The organism is Frigoribacterium sp. NPDC087798 (genome assembly GCF_044742985.1).
Classification (GTDB): Bacteria; Actinomycetota; Actinomycetes; order Actinomycetales; family Microbacteriaceae; genus Frigoribacterium.
Map to the genome: position 1 here is coordinate 141603 of NZ_JBIUVP010000002.1, position 18807 is coordinate 160409.

Consider the following 18807-nt stretch of genomic DNA (forward strand, 5'->3'; position numbering starts at 1 on the left):
CATGAACCACAGCACCGACCCCATTTCCGTCGCGTCCCGCCGTCCCCGGTCGTCCGCCGTCGTCGCCCGTTCGGCAGCGGCCCTCGGCGCCGCCGCCCTGCTCGCGTTGGCCGCGCCCCTCGCGGCCTCGGCCCATGTCCACGTCGAGCCCGGTCAGGCCGAGGCCGGGTCGTACGAGACGTTGACCTTCAAGGTGCCGAACGAGTCGGCGACCGCGGGCACCGTCGGGCTCGTCGTCGACCTGCCCACCGACACCCCGTTCACCTCGGTGTCGTACGAGCCCCTCCCGGGGTGGACCACCGAGGTCACCACCAGCACGTTGCCCGAGCCGGTCGAGCTCGACGGCACGACGATCACCGAGGCGCCGACGCAGGTGACCTGGACGGCCGAGGGCGACACGCAGATCGCACCCGGACAGTTCCAGCAGTTCGTCATCTCGGCCGGTGCGGTGCCCGACACCGGGTCGATCGCGCTGCCGGCCCACCAGCGCTACTCGGACGGCACGGTGGTCGACTGGGCCGACGCGACTCCCGCCTCGGGAGAAGAGCCCGAGCACCCCGCACCGACCCTCTACGTCAACGACGCGCCGCCGGCCGACGAGCACGCCGGCCACGCGACGGACGACGACGCGACGACCGCGGGTGTCGGCACCTCCGGCGACTCGGCGTCGGGCTCCGGCGACGGTGCGGTCGGACCGCTCTCGATCGGCCTGGGCATCGGCGGTCTCGCCCTGGGTGCGCTGGCGCTCGTCGTCTCGGTCGTCGCGCTGACCCGTCGGCCCCGGGCGACCGCGTCCCGCACCTCGACGAACGGCGGGGTGGACGCGTGACGGCCGCACGCTCGCGGACACCGCGCCTCCTCGGCGTCCTCGTGACGGCCGGGCTGGGTACCGCGGTCGGTGCCCTCGCCCTCGTACCGGCGGGATCGGCCGCTGCCCACGACTACGTCGTGAGCAGCACGCCGGCCGCGGGCTCGACCGTCGACTCGTCCCCGGCGACCGTGTCGATCACGTTCAACGACGTGATCCTCGACCTCTCGGGCACCGGCAGCTCGAACGTGCTCGAGGTGACGGACGCCGCCGGTCTGCACTACGAGGACGGCTGCTCGACGACCTCGGGACCGACGCTGACGACCGGTGTCGCGCTCGGGTCGCCCGGCGCCTACACGATGACCTACCAGGCCGTCTCGGCCGACGGCCACACCGTCTCGGACGCCGTCCCGTTCACCTACGCCCCCGCCGCGGGCACCGCGGAGGGGGCGGGCTCGCCGACCCGTCCGAGCTGCGGCAGCGCAGGAGGCGCGGCTGGCGGTGCCGGCGCCCCCACCGGTGACGAGACCGAGGCGGCCTCGCCCTCGGCCTCGTCCGAACCCGAGATGACGACCATGGCGACCCCGGGTGACGACACCGTGGCGACGCCGTCGGCTGCGCCCGAGTCGGGCTCGGTGAACGCCGGACTCGTCATCGGCATCGCGGTCGCGATCGTCGTGCTGGCCGCCGCCGGTGTGGTCGTGGCCATCGTCACCGGCCGGCGACGTGACGGGACACCGTCCGAGACCGACGACACGTCGGCCCCGGACGGCGACTCGTCGTCCGACGGTCGATGACCCTGCCTCGCTGATCGGGGTGTGAACGGGCGAAGGGCCCCGGGTGCGACGCACCCGGGGCCCTTCGGTGTCGGACCTCAGTCGCGGGAGATCCACGCCTCGACGTCGGCGACCGTGCGGGGGATGCCCACCGAGAGGTTCTCGGCCCCGTCGGCGGTCACGAGGATGTCGTCCTCGATGCGCACGCCGATGCCGCGGAACTCCTCGGGCACGGTGAGGTCGTCGGGCTGGAAGTACAGGCCGGGTTCGATGGTGAACACCATGCCGGGCTCGAGCACGCCGTCGAGGTAGAGGTCGCGGCGGGCGGCGGCGCAGTCGTGCACGTCGATGCCGAGGTGGTGGCTCGTGCCGTGCACCATGTAGCGACGGTGGTACTGGTGGTCGGGCTGCAGCGACTCCTCGGCGGACACCGGCAGGAAGCCCCATTCGGCCGTCCGTTCGGCGATGACCTTCATGGCCGTCGCGTGGATCTCGCGGAACGCGATGCCCGGACGCACGATCGCGAACGCCGCGTCGGCCGCCTCGAGCACGGCTTCGTACACGAGACGTTGCACGTCGGTGAACCGGCCCGAGACGGGCAGCGTGCGGGTGATGTCGGCCGTGTAGAGGCTGTCGAGTTCGATGCCCGCATCGATGAGGATGAGGTCTCCGTCGCGGACGACGCCGTCGTTGCGGGTCCAGTGCAGGACGCAGGCGTGGTCGCCCGACGCGGCGATCGTGTCGTAGCCGACCGTGTTGCCGTCGGCGCGGGCCCGACGGTTGAAGGTGCCCTCGACGAGCCGCTCGCCGCGCGGGTGCGCGACGATGTCGTCGAAGTCGGCGATCACGTCGGTGAACCCCTTGCCCGTCACCGTCACGGCCTGGCGCATCTGCGCGACCTCGTACGCGTCCTTGACGAGACGCAGCTCGCTCAGGTCACGGGCCAGGTCGGCGGAGGTCGCCCGCTCGCGGGGGCGGTCGTCGTCGGAGGTCACGACGGCCGTCGTCCCCGCCGAGACGGGGGACTGCTCGGCGGCGGCCTCGACGACGGCGTCGAGACGGCGGGTCAGGTCGGGGTCGGCTTCGCGGACGACGAGGGTGCCGGCGTCGATGGTGCCGACCACGGCCTCGAAGTCGGCCAGGTCACGCGTGGCGAGACCCAGGTCGGCGGCGACCTGCGTCAACGAGGGGCGCGGGCCGATCCAGAACTCGCCGATCTCGGGGTTGGCGTAGAACTCGTCCGAGTCGCGCCCGGCGCTCGCCCGCAGGTACAGGGTGGCGTCGTGGCCCTCGGCCGTGGGCTCGAGCACGAGCACCGAGCCGGGCACGGTGTCGGAACCCCAGCCCGTCAGGTGCGAGAACGCCGAGTGCGCACGGAAGGGGTAGTCGCAGTCGTTGGACCGGACCTTGGCGGAGCCGGCCGGCACGACCAGGCGGGTGCCCGGGTGCAGCGCGGACAGCCGCTCGCGACGGTCGGCGGCGAACGGCGCCTGCTCACGCGGCTCGGGGAGGACGTCGGGGCGGTCGGCCCACTGCGACGAGATGTAGTCCTTGAACGTGTCCGACCCGGGGGTGGTGGAGCGGTTGGTGGTCGCGCGCGGCGCCTTCTGATCTGCCATGCCCACCATTGTCCCGCCAAACGGGCCGGACGCCCAGTCGGCGGGCTCAGGCTCCCGTGCGACTGAGCTGGGCGACGACCGCCCGGTGGTCGCTGCCGGCGTCGTCGAGCTCGGTCACGACCCGGAAGCCGGTCGGCAGCCACTGCTCGGTGGCCATGACGTGGTCGATCGGCGCACCGAGGAGGGGAGGGACGTCGGTCGGCCAGGTCCCGACGCCGGCGTTCGCGGTCGCCTCGGCGGCATCGCGGCAGGCGCCGAGCGCTCCACCGTCGGTGCCGAGCCCGGCCATGTGGTCGAGGGTGGCGTTGAAGTCACCCGCCATGATCACGTTCCCCGACCGGCAGACGTCGGCGAGGTACCCCAGGCCGGCACGCCACTGCCCCATGTGCTCGGGCGTCGGCGACACGGGATGGGCGGCGACGATCGTGGGGCCCTCGCCCGACACGGGTGTCGCGACGACCGTCGGGAGGACGGGCGTCGTCCGTGCGTCGGTGGTGCCGTCGTCACCGATCGCGACCTGGTAGTCGCCCAGCGCGGCACTGATCAGGAGGGTCGTCGAGCGGCCGCTCGCGATCTGGTCGTAGGCCACCGTGTGCACCCACATGGGCTTGCCGGCGGCGGCCATGGCCTCGGCGACGGCCACGCCGACCTCCTGGCGGGTCTCGGGCAGGGCGATCACGTCGGCACCGACCTCGGTCGCGAGGGCGACGACGGCGTCGGCCCCGGTCGCCGCGCCGAGGGTGTTCCACGACAGCACGGTGACGTCGGTGGGCGTCTTCTCGACGAAGTCGGTGCGGCCCAGGCCGCGAGCCGTCACGACGCCCGCCGAGAGGACGCCGAACACGAGCAGCAGCACGGCCGCGCTCGCCGTGAGCGACCGGATCGGCCGTGCGACCAGGCCCAGCACGAGCAGCAGCACCACCAGGACGATCGCGACGGCCCCGGCGACGAGGCGGAACGACACCACCTGACCGACCGGGAAGACGCGCTGCAGCCCGACGGCCTGGGGCCAGAGGGCGGCCAGGAGCACCGCGGCGACGGCGAGGACGAAGACGAGGGCGACGAGACGACGGATCATGGCCCCTGGAGCCTAGGGGAACCCCCGACCGCACGTCGGGCGCCGCACGGACGGCTCGGATGCGCGCCGCCTACGATGGGGGGATGCCCACGCGCCTGGTCGACCTGCACACTCACTCGAGCGTGTCGGACGGCACCGAGGCGCCCGCCGCGCTGGTCGCGTCGGCCGTGCGCGCGGGGCTCGACACCGTCGCCCTGACCGACCACGACAGCACGGCCGGGTGGTCCGAGGCCACGGCCGCCGTCGCCGGCACCGGTCTCACCCTCCTCCCCGGCATGGAGCTCAGCACCCGGCTCGGACTGAACAGCGTCCACATGCTCGGCTACCTCTTCGACCCCGCCCACCCGGGCCTCGTCGCCGAGACGGCCCGCCTGCGCGACAGCCGTCTGCACCGGGCCGAGCGCATCGTCGAACGCATCGCCGCCGACTACGACCTGACCTGGGGTGACGTCCTCGCCCAGGCCAGCTCGGGGGCGACCCTGGGACGGCCGCACATCGCCGACGCCCTCGTCGCCAAGGGCTACGCGCCCGACCGCAGCGCCGCCTTCGCGGGCATCCTGCACTGGCGGTCCGGGTACTACGAGCCGCACGAGGCACCCAGCCCCCTGATCGGCGTCCGCCTGATCCGGGAGGCCGGGGGCGTCCCCGTCATCGCCCACCCGGCGACGCGGGGTCGCGAGCCGAACGTCTCCAGCGAGGGCTTCGAGGCCCTCGTCGACGCCGGGCTGCTCGGCGTCGAGATCGACCACCGCGAGAACACCTCGGCCGGCAAGGCGCGACTGCTCGAGCTCGCCCGACGGTACGACCTCATCGTGACCGGGTCGAGCGACTACCACGGCGACGGCAAGCCCAACCGGTTGGGCGAGAACACCACGGCTCCCGGACAACTCGACCGGATCGTCGACGCGGCGACCGGGTGGGTGCCCGTCCGGGGCTGAACCGGCCCGCGCCGCCTCGTCCGCACGGCGACGTGCCGGACGGCGACGTGCCGGGCGATGACGTGCCGGACGCACGATACCCCCTCGCCGCGGACGGTCGAGGGGGTCTCGTGCTGGATCGGTCGTCAGCCCTGCGGCTGTGACGACGAGTCGCCGGCGGGACGACGGCGACGGTTGCGGCTGCGCTTGCGCGGGGCCTCACCCGTGCCCTCGCCGGCCGGAGCCGTCGCGTCGGGTGCCTGCGCGGCGCCGCGGCCCGTGGTCGAGGGCTCACCGGAGGCCCGCACGGGAGCGTCGCCACGACCGCGACCGCGACCCCTGTCACGATCGCCCTGGGGGCCGCCGGTGCGCTCGCGCGAGCCGACCGAACCCGCCTTGACCGCCGACAAGGAGCTCGCGCGCAGGCGTCCCTTCGTCCCGGCGGGGATGTCGAGGTCGGCGAAGAGGTGCGGGCTCGACGAGTAGGTCTCGACCGGCTCGGGCTGGCCCATGTCGAGGGCCCGGTTGATCAGGGCCCACTTGTGCAGGTCGTCCCAGTCGACGAACGTCACGGCGATGCCGGTCTTGCCGGCGCGGCCGGTACGGCCGGCGCGGTGCAGGTAGGTGTCGTGGTCGTCGGGCACGGTGTGGTTGATCACGTGCGTGACGTCGTTCACGTCGATGCCTCGGGCCGCGACGTCGGTCGCGATCAGGATGTCCTTCTTGCCCGCCTTGAACGCGGCCATCGCGCGCTCGCGCTGCTCCTGGTTGAGGTCACCGTGGACGGCCGCCGCGTTGAAGCCGCGGTCGTTCAGCTCTTCGACGAGCTTGGCGGCCGCGCGCTTGGTCCGGGTGAAGACGACGGTCTTGCCACGACCCTCGGCCTGGAGGATGCGCGCGATCACCTCGTCCTTGTCGAGCGAGTGGGCCCGGTAGACGACGTGCTTGATGTTCGCCTGCGTGAGGCCCTCGTCGGGGTCGGTCGCGCGGATGTGGATCGGCTTCGACATGAACCGGCGTGCCAAGGCCACGATCGGGCCGGGCATGGTCGCCGAGAACAGCATGGTGTGACGGGTGGCCGGCACCTGCTGGAAGATCTTCTCGATGTCGCTGAGGAAGCCCAGGTCGAGCATCTTGTCGGCTTCGTCCAGCACGACCTCTTGCACCTCTTTGAGGTTCAGGAGGCGCTGGCCGGCGAGGTCGAGGAGGCGCCCGGGGGTGCCCACGACGATCTGCGCGCCGGCCTTGAGTTGCTCGACCTGGCCCTCGTAGGCCTTGCCGCCGTAGATGCTGACGATCTTGGTCGCCCGGTTCGAGGTGGCGAGCTCGAGGTCGTCGGCCACCTGGACGCAGAGTTCGCGGGTCGGGACGACGACGAGCACCTTGACGCCGGGGGCCGGGTCGAGGCCGATGCGCTGGATGATCGGGAGGCCGAAGCCGAAGGTCTTGCCGGTGCCCGTCTTGGCCTGGCCGATGATGTCCTGCCCGGCGAGGGCGAGGGGGATGGTCTGCGTCTGGATGGGGAAAGGTTCGAGGATCCCCTTCGACGCCAGAGCGTCGACCATGTCGGGGTCGATCGCGAGGTCAGTGAATGTCAAAGTGTTGCCCTGTCTCATATAGGGGGATGCGTCGAGTTTAGCCCGTCGCGACGGGCGGCCCCTCGGACCCCATAAGATGTGGGCGTGGTGTCCTGGCCCGGTCGAGGTGCGAAACGCGGCGTCCCGTCCCTGCAGTGGCCGCGGCCCGCGGCGAAGCCGACCCCCGCGGCCCGGGTCGAGCTCGACCAGTTCACCCCCGACTTGTTGGTCTTCCTGGGGCACGCGGCCTACCTCGAACTCGCGCTCTTCGAGACGCTGGGCCGCTCGTCGGCCTTCGCCCCCGACGTCCGCGCGAAAGAAACCACCGGCCGCATCGCCGAGACGACCTTGGCCCGACACCGCGGCCTGGTGGCCGAGATCGAACGGTCGGGCCACGACGCCACCGAGTCGATGGAGCCCCACATCGCCGCCATCGACGAGTTCCGGGCCCGGACCGGAGGCACGGACTGGTACGAGGCGATCGTCGCGGACTACGTCGCGGCCGGCCTGCTCAACGACGTCTTCGTGCGGTTGGCGGCCGGACTGCCGGCGGACCACCACAAGCGGATCGTGGCGGTGCTCGAAGCCCACGACGACGCACCGCTCGTGGTGCGAGAACTCTCCGCGGCCATCGAGGCCGACCCGCGGCTCGCGTCACGGCTGGCCCTCTGGGGGCGCAGGTTGGTGGGAGACACCCTGTTGGTCGCTCGCGCCGCGGTGTCCGCGTCGCACGTGTCCGCCGACGACGAGCGTCTCGAACCCGTCTTCACGGAACTCATCGCCGCCCACACGCGCCGCATGGACGCGCTCGGACTCACCGCCTGAGCGCTCACCGCTGGTAGCCCTCCGGCTGGCGGGAGCGTCTCGGGCGAACTGGCGTGGCCGCCCTGGGCGACCGGCCATGCATGGAGGGCCTGGCGGAGGCGCGGCGTCAGGAGGCGGAGCGCACCAGGCGGGCGAAGTGCTCGCTGTCGTGAGCCCGGCGGCGGGCCGCCGCGACACGGCAGACCACGAACGCGACGACGGCGGGGAGGACGAGTGCTGCCACCCAGATCCATCCGCCGTCGGCGGGCCATCCGGCCCAGGTCAGGACCTCCCACACGATCGCTGCCACGACGGCGCCGGACGCGGGCGCGAGCAGGACGCCGCGGGTGTCGCCGTCGGGCAGCGCGTAGTGGAGGACGAACCCGAGGATGGCGCCACCCAGGACGACGAAGAGGAGTTCCACGACTAGCTGACGAACCCGACCTTGCGGCTCTCTTCGCTGCCGACCTCGACGTAGGCGAGCGATGCGGTGGGGACCAGGTAGGTCTTGCCCTTGGAGTCGGCGAGGGTGACGTACGACTTGCCGCCGTCGAGCGCGTCGCCGACGACCTTCTCGACCTCGTCGGCGGTCTGGGCCGTCTCGAAGCTGATCTCACGGGGGCTGTTGGTGATGCCGATGCGAATGTCCACGAGGTCACGATATCCGACCTCGCCGTCCCGGCTCTGCACGTTCTCTGTCGGCGCACACGGGGTGGCCCGTCGGGCCGTCGACGGTCCACGCGACCGACCTCGATGTCGGTGCCAGCCGGTAGCGTCGGGACATGGCCTCGACCGTCTCACCGCCCCTCTCGAGTCCGGCCCGAGCCTCGGTGCCGCCGGTGCTCGACGACTCGCAGCGGGCCGTGCTCGACCTGGCCGACGGGCGGTCGGCCGCGGTCCTGGGTGCCCCGGGCTCGGGCAAGACCCGCACGCTCGTCGAGTTCGTGGTCGACCGCGTCGAAAGGCGCGGTTGGGGTCCGGCCGCCGTCATGGTGCTCGCACCGACGCGCTCGACGGCGACGACGCTCCGTGACGTCATCGCGTCGAGGCTCACCGTGCCGACCCCGGGGCCCCTGGCCCGCACCGTCTCGTCCCTGGCATTCGACGTGGTCGGCCATGCGGCGCGGCTCGTCGGCCTGCCCACGCCGACCCTGCTGACGGGCGGCGACCAGGACAGCATCGTCCGTTCCCTCCTCGAGGGGCACGAGGTCGACGGCACGGGCCCGTCCTGGCCCGAGGGGCTCGGCCCGACCGTTCGTCGACTCCGCGGCTTCCGCACCGAACTGCGCGAAGTCCTCATGCGGTCGACCGAGCACCGCATCGGGTCCGAGGGGCTCCGACGAGCCGCCGAGAGGGCCGACCGGCCCGAATGGGCGGCGGTGGCCGACTTCCGCGACGAGTACCTGAGCGTCCTCGACGCCGCACGGGGGCGGCACCTCGACTCGGCGGACCTGGTCGACTACGCCGTCGCCGCCCTCGACCGCGGCGAGACCTCCCCGGTCGTCGAGGGGCTGAGGGTCGTCCTCGTCGACGACGCGCAAGAAGCGACCGAGTCGACCCTGGCGCTGCTCCGCGCCCTGACGCGGCGGGGTGTCGCCGTGGTCGCGTTCGGCGACCCCGACCTGTCCACCAGCGCGTTCCGCGGGGGCACGCCCGACGTGCTCGGTCGTCTCGGCCCTCGGCTCGGCCTGTCCGACGTCGAGACCCTGTACCTCTCCACGGCCCACCGGCACCAGCCTCCGTTGCGCGATCTCGTGCAGCGGGTCACCTCGCGCATCGGGACGGCCGGCGCCGGTCGCCAGCACGCCGCGGTGGCGGCTCCGGCGATCGAGCCCTCCGAGGCCGGGGGAGCGGCGGACCCGGTGGCGGTCCCGATCGTGACCGTCCGGGCCGACAGCCCGAGCCACGAAGTGGCGTCGGTGGCCCGCCTGCTGCGCGAGCACCACCTGGTCCGCAGGGTGCCGTGGTCGCGCATGATGGTGGTCGTCCGCAGCGGTGGGCAGGTGGCCGGAGTCGCCCGGGGGCTGCAGCTCGCCGAGGTCCCGACCCGCACCTCCGTCGCCGGACGCGCCGTGCGCGACGAACACGCGGCCCGCCACCTGTTGCTCGCCGCCGCCGTCGCCGTCGGTCGCGACGAGCTCACCGTCGAGCTCGCGACCGAGCTGCTGCTGGGGCCGCTCGCCGGCTTCGACGCGTTGTCGCTCCGACGCCTGAGGCTCGCCCTGCGAGCCGACGAGCTCGGCACGGGCGGCGTCCGCTCGGCCGACGACCTGCTCGTCGAGGCGCTCGAGGGGGCCGGTCGATTCGTCACGATCGACTCGAGGTTCGCGGCCCGAGCCGGGCGTTTCTCGACCAGTCTCGACGCGGCCCGTCGTGCAGCCGCGACCGGCGCCAGCATCGAAGAGGTGCTCTGGGGCCTCTGGGAGCGCAGCGGACTCGCGGCCGAGTGGTCGGCCCAGAGCGACGGTCGCGGCATCGTGGCCGCCGAGGCGGACCGTCACCTCGACGGTGTCGTCGCCCTGTTCACGGCCGCCAAGCGCTTCGTCGAACGCACCCCCGAGGCACCCGCCGGTGCCTTCCTCGACTCGCTGCTCGGGGCCGAGGTGCCCGAGGACACCCTCTCGCCGCAGGCGACGGCCGAGACCGTGTTGGTGTGCTCGCCGTCGAACGCCGTGGGCATCGAGGTCGACGTGGTCGTCGCCGCTCGGCTGCAGGACGGCGTGTGGCCGAACCTCCGGGTCCGGGGCGGGCTGCTCGCCCCCGACGAGCTGGTCGACCTCGCCGAGCGCGGCCTGCTCCGCGGCGGTCCGATGGACGACCACGACCACGACCACGACGACGAGCCGGCAGTCCCCTCCGACGCGCGGGCCACGGTTCTGTCCGACGAACTACGCATGTTCGCCCTCACCGTGTCGCGGGCCACCCGACAGGTCGTGCTCTCCTGCACCTCGAACGACGACGAGGGGCCCTCGCCGTTCTTCCGGCTGCTGCCCGACGGCTGCCCCGAGGCACCCGCCGGGCACCCCCTGTCGCTTCGAGGACTCGTGGGGCACCTCCGTCACGTGCTCGTCTCGGCGCCTCACGGACCACGGGCCGACGACGCGGTCGAGGCGTTGGCCCGACTCGCCGGCGAAGGCGTGGCGGGGGCGTCGCCGGACGACTGGTACGGGTTGCTCGACCCCAGCACCGTCGAGCCGCTCATCGACCTGGAGGCTCCCGAGGCCCACGTGCCGGTCTCGCCGTCGCAACTCGGGTCGTTCGAGGAGTGCCCCCTGCACTGGTTCGTCGACCGGTTCGGCGGGTCCCCTCCCAACGCGGCGATGGGTCTCGGCACGGTGCTGCACGACGTGATGGAGCACGCCGAGGGCACCGACGTCGACTCGCTCTGGCAGTCGGTCGAGGGGCGCTGGCCCGAGCTCGAGTTCGAGTCGGCCTGGATCGCTGAGGCCGAGATACGCCGGGCGCGCGACATGACCGAGAGCCTCTCCTCCTACCTGCGGGACTTCGAGGCGTCGGGCGGGAGCCTGCTCGGCGCCGAGTCCACCTTCAGCCTCGACATCGGGCCGGCACGTCTGCGCGGGTCCATCGACAGGGTGGAGCGCACCCGCGAGGGCGCCGCCGTGATCGTCGACCTCAAGACGGGCCGGTCGGCCCCGACGTCGCCCCAGGCCGTCGCCGAACACCCCCAGCTGGGCAGCTACCAGGTCGCCCTCGCCGACGGTGCCGTCGAGGCCGTGCCCGAGGGCACACCTCCCGGCGGGGCGAAGCTCGTGATCGTGTCGTCGGGCGTCCGGGGCAAGCTCTACCGGGAGCCCGCCCAGGGGGCGTTCGACGACGACCGACTCGCGGCCTTCCGTGCCCGGGTCGTCGACGCGGCCGAGCACATGGCGGGCCGGGTGTTCGTGGCCCGCCTCGACGACCACTGCGAAGGGCGGCACGGCGGATCGTGCCGCATCCACGTGGTGGGCGAGGTGAGCGGCTCGTGACGGCCGGAGGCCGCGCCGCCGACGGGGGTGGCGCCGCGGGCACGCGTGACGGGGTGGACGGTCGTGGCGTCGACGGCACGACGCGCGCCTCCTCGTCCCGGCTCAGAGCAGCCGAGATCTCCGAGGCGCTCGGGCTTCCCACGCCGACCCCCGAGCAGCAAGCCGTCATCGAGGCCCCTCTCGAACCCGCCCTGGTCGTCGCGGGCGCCGGCAGCGGCAAGACCGAGACCATGGCCAACCGCGTGGTGTGGCTGCTGGCCAACCGTCTCGTCGGCGTCTCGCAGGTGCTCGGCCTGACCTTCACCCGCAAGGCCGCCGGCGAACTCGGTGAGCGGATCGAGCGGCGCATCGGCCAGCTCGCCGCCGTCGGACTGCTCGGCGACGAGGCCGATCCCTTCGACGTGCCCACCGTCTCGACCTACAACGCGTTCGCCAACGCGATCTTCCGCGACAACGCCCTGCGGGTCGGTCGAGAGAGCGAGTCGCAGGTGCTCGGCGATGCGTCCGCCTGGCAGCTGGCACGCTCACTCGTCGTGGGCAGCCACGACGAGCGCCTCGCCGGGCTCGGTCGAAGCGTCGACGGCATCACCGAGGCCGTCCTCCGCCTGAGCCACGCCCTCAGCGAGAACGTCACCGGGCCCGAGCCCGTGGCACACCTGGCCGACCGGTTCCTCGACCTCGCAAGTCTTCCGTCGACCAAGGGCAGCGCCTACAAGTCGGTCGTCGACGCCGTCGGCGCGGTGTCGGCGCTCCCGCCGCTGCTCGACCTCGCCGTGGCCTTCGCCGACGAGAAGGCCCGTCGAGGCCTCGTCGAGTACTCCGACCAGGTGGCCCTGGCCCTCGAGGTGTGCGACACGGCGCCGAACGTCGTGGCCGAGTTGCGCGACCGCTACCGCGTCGTGTTGCTCGACGAGTACCAGGACACCAGCGTCGTGCAGACCACCTTGTTGTCCCGCCTCTTCGAGGGCACCGGGGTGATGGCGGTCGGGGACCCCCACCAGTCCATCTACGGGTTCCGGGGTGCCAGCGCCGCGAACCTCGGACGGTTCCCGGTGGATTTCGGAGCCCGGCCCGATGCGGTGTTCAGCCTCTCGACCAGCTGGCGCAACGCGTCACGAGTGCTCGACGCCGCGAACACCGTCGTGGCCGAACTCGCGCGGTCCTCCGGGGCGGTCGTGGGCGAGCTGCGAGCCCGGCCGGGTGCGCCCGAGGGGCGCGTCGAACTGCTCTTCGACCAGACGCTGCCGGGCGAGGCCGACCAGGTCGCGGCCTGGCTGCAGAGCGAGCTGGCCGTGCCCACGATCGTCGACGGCGAGCCCGCCGGCCGAACGGCGGCGTTGCTCTTCCGCTCGAAGAAGACCATGCCCGTCTTCGTCGAGGCCCTCGCGGCTCGCGGCGTCAGGTACCACGTGCTCGGCGTCGGCGGTCTCCTGCAGCGGCCCGAGGTCGTCGACCTCGTGTCCTGCCTTCGGGTGCTGCACGACCCGTCGGCCGGTTCCGAGGCCATCCGTCTGATGGCCGGTGCCCGATGGCGGATCGGCGTTCGAGACATCGCCCGGTTGCGCGACGTCGCCTCGTGGCTCTTCTCGCACGACCACGCCCAACAGCGCCTCGACGACGAGGTCGCCGCCGGGTTCCGGGCGTCGGTCGCCGCGGGTGAGCACGGGTCGATCGTCGACGCCCTCGACTTCGTGGCCACGGCGCCCGTCACGCATCGGCAGCTCTCCGAGTTCAGTGACGAGGGGCTCGTCCGCCTGAGGCGGCTGGGCTCGCAGCTCGCCTTCCTCCGGGCCCGCACCGGTCTCGATCTCGTCGACCTGGTCACGCTGGTCGAGCACGAGATGCTGCTCGACGTCGAGGTGGCGGCGGCCACCGGCGCGCCGTCGGGGGGCGCGTGGCTGCAAGCCTTCGAGGACGAACTGGCGGGGTACGTGGCGACCGACGAGAACGCCGGCCTCGGGGGCTTCCTGTCGTGGCTGGCAGCAGCCGAGCGGCGTGACGACATGGGTCCGCGGTCCGAGCAGGCCGAGCGGGGCACCGTCCAACTCCTGACCATCCACGGCTCCAAGGGGCTCGAGTGGGACGTCGTCGCGGTGCCACGACTCGTCGAGGGCGAGTTGCCCGGCACCTCCCGCGAAGGCGTGGGGTGGCTCGGTTTCGGCGAGTTGCCGTACGAGTTCCGCGGCGATGCCGCCGAGCTGCCCGTGCTCGGCTGGCGGGGCGTGGCCGACCAGAAGGAGTTCGACCAAGCGCTGAAGGCGTTCAAGGACGAGTTGGTCGTCCGGCACCAGGCCGAGGAACGGCGGCTGGCCTACGTCGCACTCACCCGGGCCCGTGACGCCCTGCTCGTGAGCGGCTCCTTCTGGACGAGTGCCGTCCGCCCCCGCCCTGCCAGCCGGTTCGTCGTCGAATTGGCCGAGCGCGGGCTCGTGCCGACCGGTGACCTCCCCGAACGACCCGACGACGACGAGAACCCCCTGGCCGCCGCGTCCCGAGAGCTCAGCTGGCCGCTCGACCCCTTGGGGCAACGCCGCGCGGTGGTCGAGGACGCCGCTGCACGGGTCACCACGGCCGTCGACCGGCTCTCACGAGACGAGCCCGCCGGCACGCAGCAGCCAGGCCCCGCGTCGAGATGGTCGTCCGACATCGACCTGCTGCTGCTCGAGCGCGACGCCGCGCGAGCGGGCGCCGGGGCGGTCCCCCTTCCCCAGCGCATCCCGGCCTCGAGGTTCAAGGACTACGTCGACGACCCCGCCGCGGTCGCCGCCGCGCTTCGTCGTCCCCTGCCCGAACGGCCCTATCGGGCGACCCGCCTCGGCACGCTGTTCCACGAATGGGTCGAAGAGCGCTTCCGGCCGACGGGTCGTGCCGAGACCCTCGACGCCTGGGGCGACGAGAGCGACCTCGACGACGAGCGGGTCGGCTCACCCGGGTCGGGGCCGATCGATCCCGACGACGCGAGGCGGTTCGAGCAGTTGGTGACGACCTTCGAGCGCTCGGCCTGGGCATCTCTCGAACCGACGGACGTCGAGCTCGAGATCCACCTCCCCCTCGGCAGTCGCACCGTCATCTGCAAGATCGATGCCGTCTTCGAACGCGACGGCCGGTTCGAGGTCGTCGACTGGAAGACGGGCAAGGCGCCCACCGACGACGCCGACCTCGCGCTCAAGCAGCTCCAGCTGGCGCTCTACCGCGAGGCCTACGCCCGGTTCAGGGATGTCCCGGCGGACACGATCGACGCGGTCTTCTACTTCGTCGCCGACGACGTGGTGCTTCGGCCCCGGCACGTGGCCGACCGCGACGAGCTCGTCGAACTCTGGCAGCGGGTAGAGGCGTCGACTCAGACGTGACGGCGCTCGGTGGCCTCGAGCAGGTCCTCGACCCCGTCGACGTCCAAGGCCGCGGTCGAGCCCGAGCCGATGCCGGCCCGTCGGTCACCGGGCAAGGAGTCGACCAGCTTCGTCATCATCTCGACGGCGTCGTCGACCACCGACGTGTTCTTGGTGCCGGTGCCGTGCAGCAGCCACTTCGCCAGGTCGAGTTCGCGGTAGAGGGTCGCCCGGTGCCGCAGCTGGTGGTCGCTCGTGCCGCGTGCGGTGTTGTAGGCGTCGAACGCCGTGTCGACCGCCGTCGAGCTCGGGGCACCCAGCAACCAGGCGAGGTCACGGGCGGGGTCACCGACCTGGAGGTCGTGCCAGCCGAGCACGCCGCTGACCGTGTCGCCGAGGACGAGCACCGAACCGGCGTCGAGGGAGCCGTTGACGACCGTGGGCTGGAACTGCCACAGCACCGAGTCCTGGATCGCGGCTTCCCAGCGCTCGAGCAGCGCGGCCGGCAGGAGGCGGGTCGAGGCCGCACGATCGACCAAGGCCGCCGACGAGCGCATGGCCTCGAACGGCGTGTGACTGATCAGGCCGGCGTCGGTCACGAAGCTCGTCGGCAGCGAGTGGATCGCCGCCACGGCACGGCCGAGTGCCGTCGGGAGGTCGCTGGTGGCGGTCAGTCGCGAGATCGACAGGTGCTCGCCGGGGACCACGTCGTAGACGATGCCGCGAGTGCGGCCGATCGGGGCCTGACCCCGGTAGGCCGGCACGTCGAACGAGAGCCGCCCTCGGACCCCTGCGCTCAGGGCACGGAGGGCGACGAGGTCGGCCGACTGCTCGGCCTCGGCCCGTTGCGAGCGAGGGACGCGGACGATGCAGTGCTCTCCGCCACGGCCGTCGACGAGTGCGGAGTCGAAGTCGCCACCCGTCTCGCTGCCGTGGCGTGACGCGCGCGTGACGTCCAGGTCCGCGACGGCGGCCGTGGCCAGCGCGGCTAGAGTGAGATGAGATCTGGCCATGCCCTCAGGGTAGGCCGCCGCACGCGATGCCCTGCCGTGCGCCACGCTGTCAACTCGCGATGATTGGTCGTCCGATGTCTTCGCCTCTCACGTCCCGGCTCCCGCTGTCCCGACACCAGGTCGACCGGGACTACCTCACCCGTGGGCGTGACGGAGTCGTCGACGAACTGCTCGCGTCGGAGGTGACCCGTGTGCTCCCGGTCTGGCGGGGGCGGACGTTGATGGCCTCCCCGGATTCCCTCGCGCTCCTGCCGGCTGCCGCGGTGCCGGCCGCCGACGACTACGTCTACCTCGGGGTCTCGAAGGACCCCTCCGCCGTCGAGCCGGTGGGCACACCCCTCCTCGCTGCGCTGCTCGACGACGAGCGCGCGCGGTCGCTCTCGTCCGACGACTCCGCCTGGGGCAGTCCTCGCGTCTCGGGAACGGCGTTGAGTGACCGGGACGCGGGCCTCGCCGTCGAGGCCGTCGCCGTGGCGAACTGGCACGACTCGCACCGGTTCTCGCCGCGCACCGGCCGCCGCCTGGTCACCGACAAGGCGGGCTGGGTCCGTCGCGACCCGGACGACGGCCACGAGGTCTTCCCCCGGACCGACCCTGCGATCATCGTCGGCGTCACCGACGCGGACGACCGACTCCTGCTCGGCTCGAACGCCCTGTGGGAGCAGAACCGGTACTCGTTGCTCGCCGGCTTCGTCGAGCCCGGCGAGTCCCTCGAGCACGCGGTGCAGCGCGAGATCTTCGAGGAGTCCGGCATCAACGTCGTGTCGCCTCGATACGTGGGCTCGCAACCGTGGCCGTTCCCGGCGAGCCTCATGCTCGGCTTCCGGGCCGAGGTCGACGCCGACGACCCGGGGACGCTCACGCCTGACGGGGCCGAGATCCTCGACCTGCGCTGGTTCAGTCGTGACGACCTGGTCGCCGGCCTGGGCGAGATCGTCCTGCCCGGACGGACGTCCATCGCCCGGGCGATCATCGAGGACTGGTTCGGCGGCGAGATCGACCAGTGACCGAGGCCGCCGACCTGATCGCGGGGCTCGACGAACAGCAGCGCCGTGCGGCGTCGAAACTGCTCGGCCCCGTGTGCCTCCTCGCGGGTGCCGGTACGGGCAAGACCCGTGCCATCACCCATCGCATCGCCTACGGGGTCGCCACCGGCGTGTACGCCCCCAACCGCGTCATGGCGCTCACCTTCACCTCACGCGCGGCCGCCGAACTGCGCGGCCGTCTGCGTCACCTGGGCGCCGGGGGAGTCTCTGCACGGACCTTCCACGCCTCGGCCCTGTCCCAGCTGTCGTACTTCTGGCCGCAGACCATGGGTGGTCAGATGCCGCGGCTCCTCGACAGCAAGGCCAAGGCGCTCGCCCACGCCGCCGAGTCCCTGAGGCTCAAGATCGACACGGCGGCGTTGCGCGACCTCGCGGCCGAGATCGAGTGGCGGAAGGTCTCTCGGCTCACCCTCGAGGACTACGCCGAGGCGTTGTCGAGCAGGTCGTTGCCGCCGGCCATCAGCGTCGAGAAAGCCGTCGACCTGCACCGTGCCTACGAAGCCGTCAAGGACGAACGGCGACAGCTCGACTTCGAGGACGTCCTGCTCGCGACGGTCGGCATGCTCGAGCTCGAGCCGCGGGTGGCCCAACAGGTGCACGAGCAGTACCGCTTCTTCGTCGTCGACGAGTACCAGGACGTCTCGCCCCTCCAGCAGGACCTGCTCGACCTGTGGCTGGGCGGCCGGAACGACCTCTGCGTGGTCGGCGACGCCAGTCAGACCATCTACTCGTTCGCGGGTGCGTCCTCGGACTACCTGCTCGGGTTCGGTTCACGGTACGACGACGCCACGGTCGTCCGTCTCGAGCAGAACTACCGCTCGTCGCGGCAGATCGTCGACACGGCGAACCAACTCATGCGGGGCCGGCCGGGTGCCCTGCACCTCCACCCGGCCGTCGAGACGACGGGCCCGGTGCCGCCCGTGACCGAGTACGCCAGCGATTCGGCCGAGGCCAGGGGCATCGCCGAGACCATCGCCGACGAGATCCGGTCGGGAATCGCGCCGGAGGAGATCGCGGTGCTGTACCGGGTCAACGTCCAGGCGGCGGCGATCGAGCGCGCACTCGCCGACGTCGGCGTGTCGACCCGCATCCACGGCGCGACGCGCTTCTTCGAGCTCCGCGAGGTGAAAGAGGCCCTGATGATGATGAAGGGCGCGGCGGTGAGCATCGTGGGCGAGCCGCTCTTCAAGACCGTCAGCGACGTCCTCCGGTCGCTCGGCTGGACCCAGGACGCACCCGACCAGAGAGGCGCGATCCGCGACCGCTGGGAGTCCTTGAACACGATCATGGGCCTGGCCGAGGCATCACCCCCCGGGACGACCCTCCGCCAGTTCGTCGACGAGCTCTTCGCCCGCCAGGCCGGTCAGCACGAGCCGACCATGGCCGCGGTCACCCTGGCGACGTTGCACTCCGCGAAGGGCCTCGAATGGCGCAGCGTCTACCTGATCGGCCTCAGCGAGGGCCTCGTCCCGATCAGCTACGCGAAGGACGACGCGGCGATCGACGAGGAGCGCCGCCTCTTGTACGTCGGCGTCACGAGGGCGCGTGAGCGGCTCCGGTTGTCGTGGAGTCGCTCGGGGCAGGGGCGCGGCGGCGAACGGCGGGTGAGCCGGTTCGTGGAAGAGCTGCGCACCCGCACTCCGGGTGCGGCGGCACGTCCGCGCGAGTGACCAGCCCGTCGGCGATCGAGATCGACTCGACCTCGGAGTCCTCGGGGGCGCCGTCCGCGCCGGTCAGACGGGACCACAGCCGGCGGGCGGCTCTCGTGGCGACCTCATGGACGGACAGCAGCGGAGGCGCGGTGAGGGGACGGGCGCTCAGCTGACCGGCGATCGCGGGCCAGGCACGGTCGGC

14 protein-coding genes are annotated in these 18807 nt (G+C 72.4%); 8 read left to right on the forward strand and 6 right to left on the reverse strand.

All coding sequences use genetic code 11. From position 1 onward, the window contains the following. The first annotated feature begins 1 nt into the window (after window position 1). Together ACIOSR_RS07675 and ACIOSR_RS07680 are read left to right on the forward strand one after the other, a co-directional pair. Entirely contained in the window at window positions 2-829 is an 828-nt protein-coding gene (locus ACIOSR_RS07675) for a YcnI family protein (RefSeq protein ID WP_402752280.1), read from the forward strand. Next, complete coding sequence (locus tag ACIOSR_RS07680) at window positions 826-1605, forward strand: copper resistance CopC family protein (RefSeq protein WP_233568484.1); 780 nt, start codon at window positions 826-828, stop codon at window positions 1603-1605. The genes ACIOSR_RS07675 and ACIOSR_RS07680 overlap by 4 nt, the downstream gene beginning before the upstream one ends. A 77-nt stretch (window positions 1606-1682) precedes the next feature. Here the strand turns inward: ACIOSR_RS07680 and ACIOSR_RS07685 are convergent, their stop codons facing one another. Together ACIOSR_RS07685 and ACIOSR_RS07690 are read right to left on the reverse strand one after the other, a co-directional pair. Beyond that, window positions 1683-3203 carry an aminopeptidase P family protein gene (locus ACIOSR_RS07685; RefSeq protein ID WP_402752281.1) on the reverse strand — a complete coding sequence of 507 codons (1521 nt, stop codon included), beginning with the start codon at window positions 3201-3203 and terminating at the stop codon, window positions 1683-1685. 46 nt (window positions 3204-3249) lie between these two features. Next, a complete protein-coding gene (locus ACIOSR_RS07690; protein ID WP_173152734.1) occupies window positions 3250-4281 on the reverse strand; it encodes an endonuclease/exonuclease/phosphatase family protein in 1032 nt (343 codons plus the stop codon). Between the two features lie 83 nt (window positions 4282-4364). Here ACIOSR_RS07690 and ACIOSR_RS07695 point away from each other — a divergent pair, with 83 nt between their 5' ends. After that, window positions 4365-5219, forward strand: a complete 855-nt coding sequence (locus ACIOSR_RS07695; RefSeq protein WP_192122736.1) for a PHP domain-containing protein — start codon at window positions 4365-4367, stop codon at window positions 5217-5219. Window positions 5220-5344: 125 nt separating this feature from the next. Here ACIOSR_RS07695 and ACIOSR_RS07700 read toward each other — a convergent pair whose 3' ends face one another. Continuing rightward, entirely contained in the window at window positions 5345-6796 is a 1452-nt protein-coding gene (locus ACIOSR_RS07700; RefSeq protein WP_402752282.1) for a DEAD/DEAH box helicase, read from the reverse strand. 84 nt (window positions 6797-6880) lie between these two features. Between ACIOSR_RS07700 and ACIOSR_RS07705 the strand changes: the two genes are divergently transcribed. Beyond that, on the forward strand, window positions 6881-7600 hold the full coding sequence (locus ACIOSR_RS07705) for a ferritin-like fold-containing protein (RefSeq protein WP_082460613.1): 720 nt from the start codon (window positions 6881-6883) through the stop codon (window positions 7598-7600). A 106-nt stretch (window positions 7601-7706) separates the two neighbouring features. Here ACIOSR_RS07705 and ACIOSR_RS07710 read toward each other — a convergent pair whose 3' ends face one another. Together ACIOSR_RS07710 and ACIOSR_RS07715 are read right to left on the reverse strand one after the other, a co-directional pair. After that, a complete protein-coding gene (locus ACIOSR_RS07710; RefSeq protein WP_056048642.1) occupies window positions 7707-8003 on the reverse strand; it encodes a hypothetical protein in 297 nt (98 codons plus the stop codon). A gap of 2 nt (window positions 8004-8005) precedes the next feature. Next, entirely contained in the window at window positions 8006-8230 is a 225-nt protein-coding gene (locus ACIOSR_RS07715) for a DUF3107 domain-containing protein (protein ID WP_043595511.1), read from the reverse strand. A 131-nt stretch (window positions 8231-8361) separates the two neighbouring features. On the opposite strand from ACIOSR_RS07715, the gene ACIOSR_RS07720 reads away from it, so the two are divergent. Next, complete coding sequence (locus ACIOSR_RS07720; protein ID WP_402752283.1) at window positions 8362-11565, forward strand: PD-(D/E)XK nuclease family protein; 3204 nt, start codon at window positions 8362-8364, stop codon at window positions 11563-11565. After that, window positions 11562-14915 carry a UvrD-helicase domain-containing protein gene (locus tag ACIOSR_RS07725; protein WP_402752284.1) on the forward strand — a complete coding sequence of 1118 codons (3354 nt, stop codon included), beginning with the start codon at window positions 11562-11564 and terminating at the stop codon, window positions 14913-14915. The genes ACIOSR_RS07720 and ACIOSR_RS07725 overlap by 4 nt, the downstream gene beginning before the upstream one ends. On the opposite strand, the gene ACIOSR_RS07730 is transcribed toward ACIOSR_RS07725, so the two are convergent. Continuing rightward, entirely contained in the window at window positions 14906-15907 is a 1002-nt protein-coding gene (locus ACIOSR_RS07730) for a phosphotransferase (RefSeq protein WP_402752285.1), read from the reverse strand. The two genes, ACIOSR_RS07725 and ACIOSR_RS07730, sit on opposite strands and share 10 nt — an antisense overlap. Window positions 15908-15981: 74 nt before the next feature. On the opposite strand from ACIOSR_RS07730, the gene nudC reads away from it, so the two are divergent. Continuing rightward, window positions 15982-16914 carry an NAD(+) diphosphatase gene (gene nudC / locus ACIOSR_RS07735; RefSeq protein ID WP_402752286.1) on the forward strand — a complete coding sequence of 311 codons (933 nt, stop codon included), beginning with the start codon at window positions 15982-15984 and terminating at the stop codon, window positions 16912-16914. Further along, the gene (locus ACIOSR_RS07740) at window positions 16911-18623 is read left to right on the forward strand and encodes an ATP-dependent helicase (RefSeq protein WP_402752287.1); all 1713 of its coding nucleotides are present in this window, start codon (window positions 16911-16913) and stop codon (window positions 18621-18623) included. The genes nudC and ACIOSR_RS07740 overlap by 4 nt, the downstream gene beginning before the upstream one ends. Window positions 18624-18807 lie beyond the last annotated feature (184 nt).